Genomic DNA, 17,027 nt, shown 5'->3' with positions numbered 1-17,027 from the left:
GTATGCTCACCTGCATGCCTCTCGTTGCTGTTGACCTTCTTTCGTACACGGGGACGAAAGGCGGAATGGAGACCTACACCCGTGAGGTCTACCGTGCTATCGGTGCATCCGGAAGTGAATTCACCTTCGTCGGACTGGTGAGCGCGGAAGGCGCGAAACTCGACCTGTCCTGGTTCCCCGGCGAGATCGTCGAGACCGGCATCAGCGGGGAGAAGCGCGTCGAGTGGGCGATCGGCGAGCTCTGGCGTATCGCAGGAAGAGCTGTTGCAGCTGGAGCCGACCTCATCCACTCCCCCGCAACGCTCGGACCCGCGTCGACCCGCGTCCCGCTGGTCGTCACGATGCACGACATGCTCTACTGGAGCCACCCCGAGCTGATGAGCACCCCGCTCTTCACCAAACCGGTGAAGTGGATGGAGCGACGCGTTGCTTCCACCGCCTCGCGCATCATCACCATCAGCGAGGTGTCGAAGCGCGAGATCGTGAAGTATCTCGGCGTCGCCGCCGACCACGTCGACGTGATAGCCCTCGCAGGGACCGCCCCGGACGTCGCAGCACGCACTCCCGATACGGACCACCCGTTCCTGCTTGCATCGGGCAACCGTCGGCCCCACAAGAACTTCGACGGGCTCATCCGGGCACTCGCCCTCGTCCCAGAGGAGATCCGCCCTCGCCTCATCATCGGTGGCAGCCACGGTGAGGACCCGCTGGCGGCGATCGTCGAGGAAACAGGGCTGCACGACTTCGTCGAGCTCCGTTCGTGGCTCACGGCGGAAGAACTGGGCGACCTCTACTCCCGCGCGACGGCGCTCGCCGTCCCGTCGTTCGCCGAAGGCTTCAGCCTGCCGCCGCTCGAAGCGATGATGGTCGGCCTCCCGGTGCTCGTCAGCGACATCGAGGTGCACCACGAGGTCTGCGGTGATGCCGCGCTCTACGTCGATCCGCACGACCCCTCCGCGATCGCCGCCGGCATCACGCGCATCGTGACCGAGCAGGGCCTCGCGTCCACGATGAGCGGCCTCGGACTCGAGCGGGCGGCTGAATTCACCTGGGCGTCCACCGCCGAGCACACGCTCGATGCGTTCCGGAGCGTGCTCGCCTAGTTCGACGCGTTCTGGATACCCGGAACCGTTGGCATACGAGTGCCGCCGATTCCGCCGCTGGTCAGAAGGTTGCTACCGTGTCCAGGTGACGCTCGACATCATGATGCCCTTCTACGGCCGCTTCGACCATTTCCAAGCGGCGGTGAACAGCGTGCTCGCCCAGACCGACCCCGACTGGCACCTGACGATCGTCGACGACGTCTACCCCGACCTCGCACCCGGCGAATGGGCCCAGTCGCTCGGCGACGAACGAATCACCTACATCCGCAACGAGGTCAACCTGCGGCCGAGCCGCAACTATCGCAAATGCGTCACGCTCATGAGCGGGGAATTCTCGGTCATCCTGGGCTGCGATGACGTGCTGCTGCCCAACTACGTCCGCCGCGTCGGCGAACTTATCCGTCAGTTCCCCGACGCGTCGATCATCCAGCCGGGAGTCGCCGTCATCGACGAGAATGGCGAGCGTTCCTACCCGCTGGCCGACCGGGTGAAGTCCTGGTACCGCCTTCCGGTCAAGGGCGCCGGTGTCTGGAGCGGCGAGCGACTTGCGACGAGCCTTCTCCGCGGGAACTGGACCTACTTCCCCTCGCTCGTGTGGCGCGTCGAAGCCCTCCGCAAGCACGAGTTCAGGCTCGACCTCGACGTCGTCCAGGACCTCGCCATGCTGCTCGAGATCATCAAGGACGGCGGAAGCCTCGTCCTCGACGACGAGGAGTGCTTCACCTACCGGCGCCATTCGTCGAGCGTCTCCGCGGTGACCGGGCCGGACGGTTCGAAGTTCAAGCAGGAGCGTACGCTGTTCGCCGAAGCGGCGCGCGACCTCCGCTCGATGGGCTGGTCGAAGGCCTCGCACGCCGCACAGAACCACTGGACGTCGAGGGCGAACGCACTGAGCGAGATCCCCGCTGCGATCAAGGCCGGCAATCACGACGGCCGACGAGCGCTCGTCGAGCATGTCTTCGCCCGCACGACCGGCCGCTGACGGGATGAAGTCGCTTGGACGCGGTGCGCTTTCTCGGCGCGCGCACCCACGATTGCTAGGATTCCAGCTATGACGCCATCGCTCCACGGAACACTGATCGTCATGCCTGCTTTCAACGAGGAGGCCTCAGTGGCCGCCGTCGTTCGCGAAGTGCACACGAAGCTCCCTGGCGTCGCCGTCCTCGTCGTCAACGATGGTTCGAGCGACCGTACGACGGAGGAGGCACGATCCGCGGGTGCGGTCGTCGCCGAGCTTCCGTTCAACCTCGGGGTTGGCGGCGCGATGCGCACGGGGTTCCGATATGCGCTCGACAACGGCTTCACGAACGTGGTGCAGGTCGATTCGGATGGCCAGCACGACCCTGCCGGGGTCGTGCGTCTGGTGGAAGAACTCGAAACAGCGGACCTGGTTCTCGGCGCACGCTTCGCCGGTGAAGGCGACTACGAGGTGCGCGGCCCGCGGAAGTGGGCCATGGTCGTCCTCTCCGGCACCCTCAGCCGAGTGGCGAAGACGAAGCTGACCGACACGACGAGTGGCTTCCGGGCAACGGGACCACGCGCCGTCCGCTTGTTCGCGGAGCATTATCCGGCCGAGTACCTCGGCGACACGATCGAATCGCTCGTGATCGCCGCGCGGGCAGGGTGCGTCATCCGACAGGTCCCGGTCGCCATGCGCCCGAGGGCAGGCGGCACCCCGTCACACAACCCGGTCAAAGCCGCCACGTACCTCGCTCGCGCGGCCATCGCACTCGTCTTCGCGCTCATCCGGCCACCGGTCGCGCTCCATACGGAGGTCTCCGCATGACGCTCGGCTCGTACATTCTCGGCATCGTCGGCGCAGTCATCACCCTGGGTGTCGTCATCGAGATGCTCAGACGCCGCCGCCTCCGTGAACGTCACGCGGTGTGGTGGATGGTTGCGGGGATCCTCGCACTCCTCGTCGGCGTCTTCCCCGGTGTCCTCACCTGGGCCGCTGGTGCGATCGGGATCGAGATCCCGACGAACCTCGTGTTCTTCGTCAGCCTCTTCATCCTGTTCCTCGTGAGCATTCAGCACAGTTCCGAACTGACGACGCTCGAGCAACGGACCCGGACGCTCGCCGAGGAGTCTGCGCTGCAGGACCTGCGGATCACCGAACTGGAAGCGGCCCTTCGCGCAGCACCGCGGAACGAGCCGCATTCCGGCCCGGCCGACGCTTGATCCACACGATCGGTTGTTCCACGAACCACCACAGCGCGTAGCCGAACGCGGTTGAGATCGCGACCGTGCACAGGATGCTCGGGATCCAGTCGAGTTCAGGGTTCACGTGGATGAGCAGCTGTTGCACGGGGAAACTCAGCAGGAAGATGCCATAGCTCGGATCGCCGAAGCGTCCCGCGCGTCGGATGAACGGTGTCGAGCGCGTTCCGGCGTAGATCAGCACGTAGGGCACGGTCAGATGGGCAACAGGCCAAGTTGCGTCTGGGACGACGACCATAACGATCGCGAGTGCTGACGCCGCCAAGAGCGCGGCAGACCCGCGCATCGGGACCCGCCACTCCCGAATCGCCGCTCCCGCGCAGAAGAATGCCGCCACACGCATGATGTCCGAGAGGTAGTTGCCCCAGACATCGAACCCGGTTTCGATCGGATCCCATCCCGGAGCGACGAAACAGAAGACGAGCAGAGCCGTCCAGAGGGAGGCCTTGACGACGCGCCACGGCAACATCCCGATGACGGGCACCATCAGGTACAGGAAGAACAGCGGGCCGAGCGACCAGAGTGCACCGTTGACCGCGCCCGGATACGGGTTGGCCTCGAAGACGCCCGGGAGCAGGTAGTTGGGAAACAGGGTCAGGTTGTCGGCGAGGAAGTATGCCGTGCGCGGGTTCTTGAGGAACTCGATGGGTTCGAGAGTCGTCGCAATCATCCCGATCACGAGCACCATCACGAGCAGACTGACCGCAAGACTGGGGAAGATGCGCAGCACACGGGCGGAGATGTACTTGCCCAGGTGCGGACGGCGCTCCCAGGCTGCCGGCAGCAGGAAGCCGGATACCACGAAGAACACCCACAGTCCGAGAGCCGGGACATCGTCGGACGTGATCGGCCCGAACGGGGAGATGTTGTCGTCCAGGATGATGAGCGAGTGGCGGATGAGGACCACGAGCGCTGCCGCGATTCGGAGGGCCGCGAAATTGTTCCCCGTCATGCCCGCCTCGCCGTCGCGCGGTACTGGAAGATGTTTCCAACACTTGTCGTGAACATTCGGACCACCCTAGGCCAAAATGCGCAACTCAGGAAATCGGTTCCGGCACCGATCCGCCAGCGCCTCGCCCGGACCTGCGGGTGAGGGCGATGCCATGGACCACCAGGCCGCCGACCGGGCCGAGGGTCATCGCGAGCAGTGTCCGCTCCTGCAGCCCGAGCGGCAAGAGCAGCACGATGATCGTCAGGATCGCCGCAACGATCCATCCGGCCGTGAACGAACTGTGCTGGGATCGGGCGAGGGTAGCTGCTCCGGTCACGCACAAGACACCGACCAGGCCCGCGGTCGCCACGAGCAGTCCGAGCGTCAGCGCCGGCAGGACGTCCTCGCGGTGGAAGAGCGCTGTGAGCACCCACGGTCCGAGCCACCACGCCAGGAACGCGAGCACGAGCGACCCCCCGAGCACCACGGCTGAGAGCCGCAACACCCATCCGAGGACGGCGTCGGCGTGTGCCCGGAACGTGACGACCAGGTAGCTCTGGAGAGCGAGGACGACGATCACGATGGGCGCACGCGTCAGATTGATCGCGTACGTCAGCGCCCCGAAGTCGTCGACCGTACCTGTTGCGCCGGTCGACTGGATGACGAGCGGCAAGCCGCTGACCATGATTCCGGTGGCTGTCGCCGCGACGATCGTCCTGGCCACGTTCCAGGTGAGGGCCCGAGGACCGACGTCGAGCGAGAACCGTCCGGTGACCGACGATCTGGCGACGAGCCACACGATCACGGGGGTGAGGGCGAACGGTGCGGCGACACCCCAGGCGAGCACAACGGTGTCCTTGGTGAGGAAGAGCAGCGTCCCGACGATGACCAGCCGCAACAGCCCGTCGACGACCGTCATCATCGCCGCGAGCACCCAGAACGAGAGGCCGTAGAAAACGCCCGAGATCGCGGCGACGGCGACGTATCCGACGAGCCCGAGCACGAGGGGCGGGATGAAGGACCATCCACCGACAGGGAAGACGGTCGACACCCACAGCCACGCGGAACCTGCGACCAAGGCCGCTACGACGAGCATCGTCAGGAGGGAGAAGTTCCGCAGGAGCGCACCTCGACCGTGACTGACGGATGCGGGTGCGGATACACCGACGGTGACCGGCTTCGTCGCCCGGGTGACCTCCTGCTGCAGGCCGGACAGCGCGCTCACGAACAGGTACAGCGCAGACCAGAACACCGAGAACGGTGCATACAGCTTCGTGTCGAGCGTCGGCCCGGCGAACGCCTGCAGCACATAGCCTGCCCCACCGCCGATCGCCGTGGCGGCAAGGATGAGCACAGCGCCGTTGGGCCCGCGGCGTGCAGCCTCGGGCGCAACGTCGCTATCGCTGGGCCGCAATCCACTCCTGCAGCGCAGCGACGCCACGGGTGACATCCCACTCCGGCTTCCAGTCGAGTGCTGCGAGCGAGTCCTCGATGCTGCACTCGGCATGCCGCACGTCTCCGTCGCGATAGGCGCCGTTGATGGTCGGCGCCGGTGCTCCGTGGTATTCGGCGATGCTGTTCGCAAGCTCGTGGATCGTCGTACCGACGCCGGACCCGATGTCGTAGCGAGACACCGACGCGGTCGGACCGGCCAGGATGGCGGCGGTGAAAGCCGAGGCGATGTCCTCGATGAAGACGAAGTCGCGCGTGATTCGGCCGTCCTCGTAGATCTGGATGGTTCCACCGTCCATCGCGAGCTGCGAGAACAACGACACGATGCCGGTGTAGGAGTTGATGAGCGACTGCCCCGGTCCGTACACGTTCTGGAGGCGGAGGATCGTGAGATTGGCGTCGTGAGCGCCCGCCCAAGCGGAGATGATGTGCTCCTGGGCCAATTTGGTCGCACCATAGACGCTCGTCGGCGCCGGGATGGTGACGGCGGCACGGCTGGGCAGCGGCGTCGAGTCGGGGAAGTCCCATTCGCCACGTTCGAACTGCGCGTGTGAACGCTGACCGGGCTCGTAGACCGTGCCGTCGGTGCGCTTCCACTGTCCCTCACCGTAGACCGCGCGGCTGGAGGACAACACGAAGTGCGGCGGAACCTGACCTGCGCGCCCCAGACCGTCGAGCATCTCGGTGGTGCCGACGACGTTCGCCTCAGCGTGCCGGGTGGCTTCGTGGAGCGACTGAGCAGTCCCGGTCTCTGCGGCGAGGTGAACGATGACGTCCGGCCGGACATCGGCGAGGACTGCGTCCCAGACCGCCGGGTCCGTGACGTCGCCGACCACGAGCTCGGCGGCGGCGTGGAGATCGGCGGGACGATCCGCGGTCGGGTGGACCTGCGGGTGCAGTTTGTCGATCACGATCCAGCGCTCGGCGCGGTCGGCAAGCTGCTGGGACAGCGCGCAGCCGATGAAGCCGGCCCCGCCCGTCACGAGCACGGTCCCGAGTGCGGGCTGTGCAGTCATCGAGGCTCCTCTTATTCGCAAAAGACGTACCCACCGAGTATAGGAGCGACTCCAGCGATTGTCCGTCGCCCGCAGCGACGAGGACCCGATCGTTCACCATCTAGAATGACAGAATGGCACCGACTGCCCCAAGCTGCCGCCACCCGAGACGAGAACGGAAGCATGTCGAACACTTCTCCAGACCTTCGTCGAACGGCCTGTCTGATGCTGATCGTCTCATTCCTCGCGACGCTCGCACCCATGCTGATCTGGGCCGTCGGATCGCCGTTGATGGCAGTCCCCGACGAACCGTCCCACGCGATCCGTGCGGCTGCCGTCGTCCGTGGACAACTCGGTCGCACCCCGCACTCGGAGCAGCCGACCCAGAGCGAGGCCCTGGTGCCGGCATCAATCGCCGCTGCGCACGCACTCCCCTGCTTCGCATTCCGTCCCGAGGTGAGCGCCGGCTGCCAGGTCCCTCTGCAGGGCGATCCGCAGAGGAACGTGACGACGGGCACGACCGCCGGACTGAACAGTCCCGTCTACTACGCGATCGTGGGGCTCCCGTCACTTCTCTTCCACGGTGAGACGGCCTTCATCGCCATGCGCGCGTTGAACTCGGTGCTGTGCGCCGCGCTGCTCGCCGTGATGTTCGTTCAGTTGCGCAGACTGCCTCGCTCTCGTTGGGCCGTGATGTGCGCCGCCGTCGCCGTAACACCGATGCTGCTATCGCTCGGAGGATCGATCAATCCGAACGGCGTCGAAGCGGCGGCGGCTGGAGCCTTCTTCGCAACGCTGCTCGCATCGCTCCGCACCGCTTCTCCCGGGCGACGGCTGTGGCACCAGGGATGCATCTCGGTGGTCGCGATGACCTTCCTCGTGTCCGGGCGCAGCATCGGGCTGCTGTGGGCCGTGCTCATCATCGGAACAGCGCTCCTGCTCGCGGACAGGCGTGTGCTCCGCGATGTCCTGGCCCGCCCGGCAGCATGGGTTTCGGCCGGAACAGCTGCCACCGTCGGAACGGTGACGGTCGTCTGGTTCGGCAACCCGCCGCAATTCGCTGCGGAGCCCACCGCGAGTGCCGCCGACCCCATCACCTGGCTGTTCATCGCAGCCGTCACTCTCGTCCGCACGGCCGACTATTCGGCAGGCCTCATCGGACTGTTCGGTTGGGGCACGGTCCCCTTGCCCGCCTTCACAGGTGCCGCATGGGCCGCCGTTGTACTCGCGCTGCTCGCAACGGCCTCATACGTCGCGGCTGGACTCGCCCGCCGGGTCCTGTTCGGAGCGATCGCAGTCATGGTCGTCGTCCCTCCGTTCATCCAGGCCTCCGCCTACGCCGAGTACGGATTCATCTGGCAGGGACGATATCTCCTCGCTCCGTTCCTGTGCACCCTGCTCATCGCCGGGTACGCCATCGACCGTTCCGAGCGCATCGCTTTCACGGCTCCGGTCCAGCGGCTGGTGCTGACCGCGGCCGTTCTCCTCTGCATCGGCCAGATACTCGCATTCATCGCGATGACGATTCGTTTCGTCGTGGGGTCGACAGGTTCACCGATCGATCTGATTCTGGCTCCGCAATGGCACCCGCCCGTGCATTGGGCTGCTCTCACCATCGCGTTGGCCGCCGCCAGCGCTGCCGGGTGGTTCGCGGTCGTCCGGTCGGCTGCGCGTGCCACAACCGATGAGATCGACGGAGCCGTCCTCCCTCACCAGGGAGGACGCCGACGGTGACCCGCACCGCACAACCATCCGCAATGGGGACACAGGTCCCTGCCAGACGAACACTCAGACCACCGGCAAGTATGCTGTTTGGGATCGCGCCGACCCAACCTCTCTTGCGGTGCCACGCGTTGAAAGAAGCTATGCAACTGACAAGCAGCCCGCTGAAGACCGCACTGATCCGCGACCCGTGGTGGATGCTCGCAATCCTCCCGGTCGGCCAGGCGCTCCTCGTGATCCTTCGGGCATTGACCGGCAAAGACACCGTGGACCCGACCACGTTCGTTCACTATCTGGGATCAGACGCGACGTCCCTCGGCGCACTGCTCAATCCCAATGCTGTGACGGCGACGCTGTGGGCTGCTCTCACCGCGCTCGCTCTCTTCACGGTGATCCGCACCGTCAGCCCCAGTCGTGTCGCGGCGTTCGCGCTCACCTCGCTCTGGGTGGTCTCGCCGCTCGCATGGGAGGCATTCCGACCCGGTTCGCCGTATGCCCTGAACCCGCTCGTCGGCATCGCGATCGTCGTCGTCGCACAGCGCTGCATCGCGGGAGCGCTACCCTCCTACTGGGCGGGAATCATGGCAGCGATCGCCATCGCGGTGAATGCCACGAATGTCATCGGCGTCTTCGTGCTGCTGGGGGCATCCGTCCTTGCGCTGTTCCCCCCGTTCAGGAACAGCGCGCAGAGCGTGTTCCAGTCAATCCGCGTGCTCGGCATGACGATTCTCGGTGCAGCCATCGCCCTCGTGACGTTGTCGATCCTGATGGAGCCCGACGTCGCGCAGCGATTCACCACCAGGCCACTGACGCTCCCCGAAATCGCCATGCTGTTCGGGTTGCCCTTCCAAGGCGGAATCCTGTCGAACAGTGCGAGCGGCGGCATCTCCCTCGCGTTTCCGTTCCACTACTCCATCACCGTCGGACTGTGGTGGTTGTGCGCGGCCGGCATCATCACCGCCGTGGTCGTCCTGCTCCGTGAACGCCGATGGAACGCCGTCCTCTGCGCGATTCTCGCCGTCGCCTTGTTCGGTGGGCCAGTCGCCGGCCTCGGCTTGGCGCGCCTCACACACGCGTACTTCGGCCTCACCGGCCTGACCGTCGGCTCCCTCGTTCCGATGTTCCTCATCGCAGCTGCGATGATTGCGCGGCAACGCGTCGTCAACATCGTCCTCATCTCCCTCACAGGCGCGCTGTTCGCGTCACTCGTCATCTGGACGGTGGTTTCTTCATGAACGCGGTAGCGCAACGGACAAGGTCCGCCCTCACCACTCTCACTCGCAGCGACGCCTACCGGCTCGTGTATGTCGTGCTCGCCATCACGGCAGTGGTCTTCGGAGTGAGTGTCACCGCGAGTCATTCGCTCGCGCTGAGCCCCTTCGACGAGTGGATGTACCTCGACTATCTCGTGAAATTCCCGACGCAGGGCTACCTGCATCTCGGAGAACCGATCGGTGACTTCTCAATGAACTGGATGGCATGCCACGGCTTGCAGGCGTTCGGCTCGACCGTCTCACCCGATCTCTGCGGGGCAGGCTCGTTCGACCGAGCCGCCTTCCCGTTCGGCGGCATCCAGACTGCGCAGCTCTACACCCCGCTGTATTTCGCACCGACCTGGACGATTGCTGCCGCGATCCAGGCCGTCACGGGCATCAGCCTGCTCGAAGCCGCACGGTTCACCGGCACCATCTGGCTCGTCGCAACCGTCCTCGCGATCGCCGCGCTGTTGCGGATGTACCGTGTCCCGGCGACCGCGACGATCGCTGTCGGACTGCTGTTCCTCGCGACCCCGTTCGTCTGGTGGACCTATACCTTCGTCTCGACCGACGTCACCGGTGTGCTGGTGGGCACAGTCGTCGTCATCGCTATCGAGCGTGTCGCCAGAGGACGCTTGAATGCCTGGTGGATCGTCCCGCTGTTCACCGTCGCACTCCTCCTGAAATCAGTCAATGCAGTGTCCATCGGTATCGTGTTCGTGTATGCGATCGTTCGTACGCTCAGCAGCGCTGAACGTCGTGCCGCCTGGCGAGACCAGACCGCGTGGGCTGCGGCCGTCCGTGGACGCGGTCCGATCTCACTGATCACCGGTCCGCTCGTCGCCACGGTCGTAGCGCTCACGGCACAACTGCTCTGGCTCCGCGTCGTCGCAGCTTCCGCAGTCGGAGCTCCCGCGGAATTCGGGGAGGGCAGGCCGATGCTCTGGCACGACCTCGTGACGCAGATCTGGACGTTCGTCCCATCGGTCTTCCTCACCGGAGTGAATGAGATCGGCGCCGTGAACCGGTGGCTCTATCCGCTCGTCGCGATCGGTGCAGGTCTCGGCTGGCTGTGTCTCGCCGGGGTCATCGGTCTCGTATGGTCTCGCACGGTGACCGGGACACGCAGCGTCGCTGCGAAGACCGCATTGCTCGCGTCCATATTCGCAGGCCCGGCGCTCGCCGTTATGTTCACTCTCTCCGTGGGGGAATACACGGACCTGGGCGCACGGTACGGCGCGAACTTGGTCGGGCTCTTCCTGCTCACGATTGCCCTGCTGTTCCGCGGAACGATCCAGCGCAGAATCCTCCTCGGACTCGGAATCGTGCTCGTGATCTACGTCCTTCTCGGCACGATCATCGTCGTCCACTGACGACCGGCACCGTTCTGGGCTGTACCCTCCACCAGGCTGGGCGGTGCGACCACACATAAGATTGCCTGATCACACGGCCGACCAGCGCAACAGCACACTGACGAGGAGCCGCACAATGGCAGCAGCATTCGCAACCGACCCTCAGCGCCTGGGCTGGAGGCAGAACCGCTGGTTCGTGTGGCTCGTTTCGTTCGTTGTCATTCTGGCCCCCATGTCCTTGTGGGCGCTCGCGTCGCCCCTGTCGTCGGTTCCGGACGAGGCGTCTCACACGTACCGTGCGGCCGCGGTCGTTCGGGGTCAGATCCTTTCCGAGCCGTGGAAGGAACACCCCGCGCTCACCCGGGCGGAGATCCCCACCAACTTGGCAAACGCGGGGGTCCTGGCCTGCTTCGCATTCGATGCGAACAAGAGCGCCGCATGCCAGCACAGCGTCAGGAACTTGAGCGAGAAGACAACGGTCACGGGCGGTTCGGCGGGGTTGAACAGCCCTGTCTACTATGCGATCGTCGGACTGCCGTCGCTCGTTCTGGACGGCAACGCCGCCTACTACTCGATGCGTCTGATGAACGCGGTGCTCTGCGCGTTCGCGTTCGCGGTCATGTTCATGCAGCTTCGGGAACTCGGTCGGACACGATGGGCGATGCTCGGAGCGGTCGTCGGCATCACCCCGATGGTCTTGTACCTCGGCGGTTCGATCAATCCGAACGGCGTCGAAGTCGCAGCCGCAGGGGCGCTGCTCGCAACGCTGCTGGCGATGTCACGCGGCTTTTCTGCCGGCCGTCGTCTCTGGGAACAGGCCGGTCTCGCGCTTGTAAGTGCGTCACTGTTGATGGGGACGCGGAGCATCGCTCTCCTGTGGGTCCTGATCATCGTCGTCGTCGCGATCATGCTCGGGACTCCAGGACGTGTGCGTACTTTGCTCGGAAGTGTTCAAGGGTTGACGCTGCTCGCCGGCGCGACGATCGCCGGCGCGCTGAGTGTGCTCTGGTACGTCCTGCCACCGGACCTCGCCGGAGGAGCGGTCTCGAACGCATCCTTCCTGAGCTCTCTCATCGCTGGAGCGACCGCCTTCGGTCGCTCGTTCGACTATCTGAACGGCATGATCGGGCTATTCGGATGGGTCGACACCCCAGCCCCGTCTGTGACGATTGCCGTGTGGGTGGCGGCGATCATGGTACTCATCGTGGCGTCGTTCATCCGCGGCAGCCGCCGGACACGAGTGGCCGTATGGGGCTTGCTGTTCATCTGCGTGATCGTCCCCGTTGTGACGGAGACGGCCGTGTATGCCGAGTTCGGGCACATCTGGCAGGGACGATACATGCTGGCGATGCTGCTGTGCCTGCTGGTGATCGCCGGTCTGTCTCTCGATGACGCGCGCGTCGAATCGGGACGTGTGACGGTGCGGTTCATCAGCGTCGGGCTGGCGCTCCTTGCCGCGGGGCATCTCGCGGCGTTCGTCACGGCGCTATGGCGCTACGTCGTCGGTTTGGGCGCGACCGTTGACAGTTTCCTGGAGGGCGGAGCGTGGGAGCCCCCGCTCGGTTGGAAGGCGCTTGCGATGCTGTACGCGATCGTGCTCGTCGTCGGGGTGCTGATCGCACGACGTGCCTTCGTCACTCCTGCGTCACCCGCCGAGGAGAGTGGCAGGGGTGCCGCACCGAACCGGTCAGTGCCGGCCGCTGCTCCCATCGATCCGGAGAGCGCTTCGTCTCGCGACTGAACTGTCTCGTCTTGCCCTCACACGACGACGGCGACGTGCTGGTGAGCACGTCGCCGTCGATTCGTTGTACGGGCGAACCCGATGGCTGCTACTGGACCACACCGCCGCCGGTCGGCGACCAGAGGATCTTCCCGCCCTGGAACGGCTGCGAACACGAACCGTCTGTGGCGCAGGTCTGATTCGCCGTCGGCCATCCGAGCGGACCGGTGACGCCACCCTTGGTGTTGTAGAACGCTCTGATGTCTGCGACGAGGAGGAAGGCGCCGGTCTGCGACGACCAGGCGATCGCTCCCTTGACGAACGCATTGACGACACCTGGTGAAGCGCCACCGATCGGCACGGACCCGCCCGTCGGTGCTCCGAGCACGCCGGTAGCCCCTCCGGATTGGGCATAAGCCGTGGCGATCTCCGGCTTGAGGATCACACCGCTGCCATCCGGCTGCACAACCACCGTCCCACCGACGAACGACTGGGTGCAGACGCCGGCCGTATCGCACGCCGCCTTGCCGGTCGGCCACCCGAGTGGGCCTGTGATGCCGCCCTGCGCGTTGAAGTAGGTGCGGACAGCGCCCTGGAGAGCGAAGCCACCGGTCGCCTGCGACCAGGCGATCGCGCCGCCGTCGAAGGCTTGGACCAGTCCGCCGGCAAGCGGAATGGGCGTCGTCTGCGGCCAACCGAGTGCACCCGATGATCCGCCGGCTGCGGTGTAGGCACCCATGATCCCTGTGGGGATCACAAACGCGCCCTTCGCCTTCGACCAGATGACGCCGCCACCGGTGAACGACTGCGAGCATGATCCGTCCGGCGCGCAGGTCTGCGGACCGGTCGGCCATCCGAGCATCCCCGCGATACCACCGGCAGCGTTGAACGCATTCCTGATGTCGCCCGTGAGGAGTTGAGCACCACCGCCGACGGAGAATGCGATCGCGCCGCTCTCGAAGGCCTGGACGACACCGCCACCGTTGCTTGCGATCGAGATGGGCGGGGTGACAGGCAGCCCCAGCACACCTCCCATTCCGCCTGCTCCTCGGTACGCTGTCAGGATCGCACCGGAAATGCTCCGTGACCCGTAGGCGGCGGAGTTGTAGATGATTCCGCCCTGGTACTCCTGTCGGCAGGTGCCGGAGGCACAGATCTCCTCACTCACCGGCCACCCGAAGGAACCTCCGATGCCGCCCAGCTCATTGAAGTGGGTCCGGATCGCTCCCTTGATGGTGAATTCGCCCGCCGCGGAGACGGCGACCGCTCCGTTCTGGAAGGACTGCACGGTTCCGCCTGTGCCGACCGCAATTCCGTTCGGATTGCTCGCAGGCCATCCGAGCGCGCCGCTCACACCGCCCTGGGTCCCGTAGTAGGTGCGGATGAGGCCGGTGAGCGGGAAGGCACCGCGAGGAGCTGACCAAGCGATCGCGCCACCGGTGTAACCGCGGACGATTCCTCCGCCGTTGTCCGAGATCTCGTTGTACCCGGTGACAGCCGTGCCGAGCACGCCATTCGCTCCACCGGAGTTCTGGTAGACCGTGTCGATCGCCACGGCGCCCTTGCTCGTCGTCGGCCCGAACCAGTCCGTGAAGATGCGCCAGAAGTTGCGGTTGCCGTATGCGCCACAGCTGTCGCCCGAACCGTAGAGGTTGGCGAGGGCGGATGCGTTTGGCTGATACGGCGTGTAGTTGTAGAGTCCGGCAGTCGCCTGGTTCTGGATGAAGACCTGGCTGGACCCGCACGACGCGTCCGGGTTGTACCTGACGGTGTTCACCCGTCCGGCGATGTGGTTCCATCGGGTGGGGTTCCCGGCGTAATTCTTGAACTGCAGCGCCGCCGCGTACACCTGGTTGAAGAATCCGTAGTATTCGGCGTCGCAGTCGGCGGTGTCAGGGCAGCCATAACCCATGGCGCTCCGGTACTGGCGGGCGGAGGGCCAGTCGTCCGTGACGAGGCTCTGCTCCTTCTCGAGGAGGACGATGATCGCCTTCTGGCTGATGCCGCAGACCGCGCCGACCTGGGCGATGATGTCGGCCGCGCTCTGGTTCCCGCCGACGTATGCGGCACAACGCCCGGAGACGGCGGCGCGGTTCGGCGTCGCCTGCCGGAAGTCCTTGAGACAGGTGTAGCCGGATCGACACGACCCGAGCTTGGAGTTCAAGACCTGCTGCACCTGCTGCGACGACAACTGGCTACCGTCGAAGAAGATGTCATCGCTGATGATGTTCCCGGCGTTGAAGTCGCGGGCGTCGGCCGCAACGGCCGGCTGGATCACCGCGAGCGTCAGCCCGCTCACCACCAGGGCGAGGATGGCGGCGAATGCAGTCAATCTGCGTTTCATGGGATCTCCAGCGTGCTGGGCGTCGACGTGATCGACTGTTGGCTGTCTGAGCTGTACGTGAGCGTGGCCGTCCAGGTCCCAGGGGTCAATGAAGCGGTGTCGATCTGCGACACTCCGCATGACGTTTGCGCGCGATCAGAGAGCCCTTCGGCCTCGACCGTCTGTGTGCTGGCGCCGTTGACGAGCGACCATGAACAGGTGCCGCCGTTCTCGATCACACCCGCAACGTATCCCGACAGCAGGACGTGCGTCGCATCGCCGTCGAGCTGGACGAACACGATGACCGGCTCCGGTTTCGCCGTCGGTTCAGGTGCGACCGGCGCATCGGTGCCCTTGTCCACGTCCGGCGGTGTACTAATCGCCGTGGACACGGGGTCGGGGTCGGAGAACAGCGAGCACCCCGTCAATCCCGCTGCTGCGAGCAGCAGTCCGAGAACAACGAGCGTCCCACTCGTGCGAATCTGCATGGACCGTCCTCTACTTGTGTCCCCCGCCCAGGTGCCACCAGAGTACCGGGCGCAAGGGTTCAAGCGCGAGTTGAAGGTCGAAAGCGGTCCGAGATTCTCCTGATCAGTTCTTCGAAAGCTTGAGTGCGACCTTCACGAGTGGCTTCGTCGTCACCCGTACGTAGTCGCGTTCGATGTTGTCATTGCGACCGCGGAGCTCCGTGAGCTCCCCCTCGAGGAGGTCGCGATCGCGCTGCATCCTGACCCATTCGCGCACGTAGACGCCGAACGCCTGCTGCATCAACTCGTGCCCCATGATTCGTTGCGTATCGATCGCGGACACCGCACGCGGATGCTCGGCAGCGTAGGACAGCAAGCGCCCGATGCGGCCGGCGAGCGTGTAGCGGGCGAGCGCGACCTCGCGAAGGTCCTGCGCATCGCCCCATGCCGCTTCGATTCCGGAGGAGACTTCCTGAATGATCGTCGATGCGGTCTTCCGGTTGAACCCTCTGCCGGAGAAATTCTCGTACGAGGTCTCCTCGAGGTTGTCCACCGTCAACCAGCCGGGGCCGCCGAAATGGTCGTAGACGTACACCGGCGTCCCGCTCACCATGCTGTATTGGACGGTCTTGCCGATGCTGATCACTGCATCGGCGGAGGTGATGAGGTCTGGCGTGACCCGTTGCGGGGCAGCACCCAACTCCGTCTGGGCTCCGACGAGTACCACCTCGAAACGCTCTCTCAGTCCCGCGACGGCATCGACGAGTTCCTCCGGGATGTGGTTGGACACAACGAGGACGCGGCGCGCGGCGCTCTGCTCCCGGTCCACGGCGAAGCCTTGTGCTGCGGGGTTCCCCATGACCTGCAGTCGCTCCGATTCCACATCGTCGTACACACCGGTCGCTCGGTGGACGTCCAATGACTTGGGCGACTCGAACAGGACGGCCGTCGCAAGTTCCACCTCGAGCGCTGCGTCGAGCGTGAACTCCGCGGCAAGGATCGACGACATGTGGTGGAAGAGGAACACGATGTCAGCAGCATTCTCCAGCACGCGCTTCGGCAGCATCGAGTGGTGGATCCACGCGATGTCGGGCAGTCGTTCGGCCAGATTGTCGTCGAGCGCCGGGTCGTCCAGGCTGAAGACGGTGACGCCGTCGATCGCCACAATGTCGTCGGCGACCGGCGAACCGATCGCGTGCGTCACCACGACCACTTCGGCTCCCTCGGACACGAAGAACTCCGCGAGCTCGAGGGTCACGATCTCCGATCCCATGTAGCGCACGAGGTGCGCTTGGGTGAGGAGGATCTTCTGACCGGCGAGTTCAAGCTTCACGGCACCACGTTTCGGTTCGAGATTGGAGGCGGGCCGAATCACGACCGAGTTCATCGCCGATTCGGGGATCTCCACTCTACGGGAACGGGTCGTGCAGATTCCGGCGAATGCCCGGCCACCCGACAGGGCATCGGCTGTTGTCCAGACAGGTAC

The 17,027-nt window shown here is 65.3% G+C and carries 14 protein-coding genes; 8 read left to right on the top strand and 6 right to left on the bottom strand.

Annotation, left to right across the window (positions count from 1 at the left end; translation table 11 throughout):
- Nucleotides 1-65: 65 nt before the first annotated feature.
- The 4 genes from ACL9RL_RS02230 to ACL9RL_RS02215 all read left to right on the top strand — a co-directional run bounded on the left by ACL9RL_RS02230 (nt 66) and on the right by ACL9RL_RS02215 (nt 3,284).
- Nucleotides 66-1,103 (top strand): glycosyltransferase family 4 protein, encoded by a 1,038-nt coding sequence (locus tag ACL9RL_RS02230; protein ID WP_422778579.1) that lies wholly within the window; start codon nt 66-68, stop codon nt 1,101-1,103.
- A gap of 85 nt (nt 1,104-1,188) precedes the next feature.
- On the top strand, nt 1,189-2,085 hold the full coding sequence (locus tag ACL9RL_RS02225) for a glycosyltransferase family 2 protein (RefSeq protein WP_422778578.1): 897 nt from the start codon (nt 1,189-1,191) through the stop codon (nt 2,083-2,085).
- Nucleotides 2,086-2,154: 69 nt separating this feature from the next.
- Nucleotides 2,155-2,889 carry a glycosyltransferase family 2 protein gene (locus tag ACL9RL_RS02220; protein ID WP_422778577.1) on the top strand — a complete coding sequence of 245 codons (735 nt, stop codon included), beginning with the start codon at nt 2,155-2,157 and terminating at the stop codon, nt 2,887-2,889.
- Nucleotides 2,886-3,284 (top strand): DUF2304 domain-containing protein, encoded by a 399-nt coding sequence (locus ACL9RL_RS02215; protein ID WP_422778576.1) that lies wholly within the window; start codon nt 2,886-2,888, stop codon nt 3,282-3,284. Before ACL9RL_RS02220 ends, ACL9RL_RS02215 begins: the two co-directional genes overlap by 4 nt.
- On the opposite strand, the gene ACL9RL_RS02210 is transcribed toward ACL9RL_RS02215, so the two are convergent.
- The 3 genes from ACL9RL_RS02210 to ACL9RL_RS02200 form a co-directional block, all read right to left on the bottom strand.
- Nucleotides 3,214-4,275, bottom strand: a complete 1,062-nt coding sequence (locus ACL9RL_RS02210; RefSeq protein ID WP_422778575.1) for an acyltransferase family protein — start codon at nt 4,273-4,275, stop codon at nt 3,214-3,216. The two genes, ACL9RL_RS02215 and ACL9RL_RS02210, sit on opposite strands and share 71 nt — an antisense overlap.
- 85 nt (nt 4,276-4,360) lie before the next feature.
- Entirely contained in the window at nt 4,361-5,608 is a 1,248-nt protein-coding gene (locus ACL9RL_RS02205) for a hypothetical protein (RefSeq protein WP_422778574.1), read from the bottom strand.
- Nucleotides 5,609-5,651: 43 nt separating this feature from the next.
- Nucleotides 5,652-6,722 (bottom strand): NAD-dependent epimerase/dehydratase family protein, encoded by a 1,071-nt coding sequence (locus tag ACL9RL_RS02200; RefSeq protein ID WP_422778573.1) that lies wholly within the window; start codon nt 6,720-6,722, stop codon nt 5,652-5,654.
- A 204-nt stretch (nt 6,723-6,926) separates the two neighbouring features.
- Here ACL9RL_RS02200 and ACL9RL_RS02195 point away from each other — a divergent pair, with 204 nt between their 5' ends.
- The 4 genes from ACL9RL_RS02195 (at nt 6,927) to ACL9RL_RS02180 (ending at nt 12,772) form a co-directional block, all read left to right on the top strand.
- Nucleotides 6,927-8,435, top strand: coding sequence for a DUF2142 domain-containing protein (locus ACL9RL_RS02195; RefSeq protein ID WP_422778572.1), 1,509 nt, complete (start codon nt 6,927-6,929; stop codon nt 8,433-8,435).
- Nucleotides 8,436-8,566: 131 nt separating this feature from the next.
- Complete coding sequence (locus ACL9RL_RS02190; protein WP_422778571.1) at nt 8,567-9,658, top strand: hypothetical protein; 1,092 nt, start codon at nt 8,567-8,569, stop codon at nt 9,656-9,658.
- A complete protein-coding gene (locus ACL9RL_RS02185; protein ID WP_422778570.1) occupies nt 9,655-11,052 on the top strand; it encodes a hypothetical protein in 1,398 nt (465 codons plus the stop codon). The genes ACL9RL_RS02190 and ACL9RL_RS02185 overlap by 4 nt, the downstream gene beginning before the upstream one ends.
- A 115-nt stretch (nt 11,053-11,167) precedes the next feature.
- Nucleotides 11,168-12,772 (top strand): DUF2142 domain-containing protein, encoded by a 1,605-nt coding sequence (locus ACL9RL_RS02180; protein ID WP_422778569.1) that lies wholly within the window; start codon nt 11,168-11,170, stop codon nt 12,770-12,772.
- Nucleotides 12,773-12,860: 88 nt separating this feature from the next.
- On the opposite strand, the gene ACL9RL_RS02175 is transcribed toward ACL9RL_RS02180, so the two are convergent.
- The 3 genes from ACL9RL_RS02175 to ACL9RL_RS02165 all read right to left on the bottom strand — a co-directional run bounded on the left by ACL9RL_RS02175 (nt 12,861) and on the right by ACL9RL_RS02165 (nt 16,874).
- Nucleotides 12,861-15,095 carry an LGFP repeat-containing protein gene (locus ACL9RL_RS02175; RefSeq protein ID WP_422778568.1) on the bottom strand — a complete coding sequence of 745 codons (2,235 nt, stop codon included), beginning with the start codon at nt 15,093-15,095 and terminating at the stop codon, nt 12,861-12,863.
- Nucleotides 15,092-15,562: a hypothetical protein gene (locus ACL9RL_RS02170; RefSeq protein ID WP_422778567.1), complete on the bottom strand. Its 471-nt coding sequence runs from the start codon at nt 15,560-15,562 to the stop codon at nt 15,092-15,094. Before ACL9RL_RS02170 ends, ACL9RL_RS02175 begins: the two co-directional genes overlap by 4 nt.
- A gap of 103 nt (nt 15,563-15,665) precedes the next feature.
- Nucleotides 15,666-16,874, bottom strand: coding sequence for a hypothetical protein (locus ACL9RL_RS02165; protein ID WP_422778566.1), 1,209 nt, complete (start codon nt 16,872-16,874; stop codon nt 15,666-15,668).
- Between the last annotated feature and the right edge of the window lie 153 nt (nt 16,875-17,027).

It is taken from the genome of Plantibacter sp. Mn2098, from assembly GCF_049319745.1.
Classification (GTDB): Bacteria; Actinomycetota; Actinomycetes; order Actinomycetales; family Microbacteriaceae; genus Plantibacter.
Note: the sequence above shows the minus strand (reverse complement) of the source record. Positions and strands in the feature narration are given on the sequence as shown.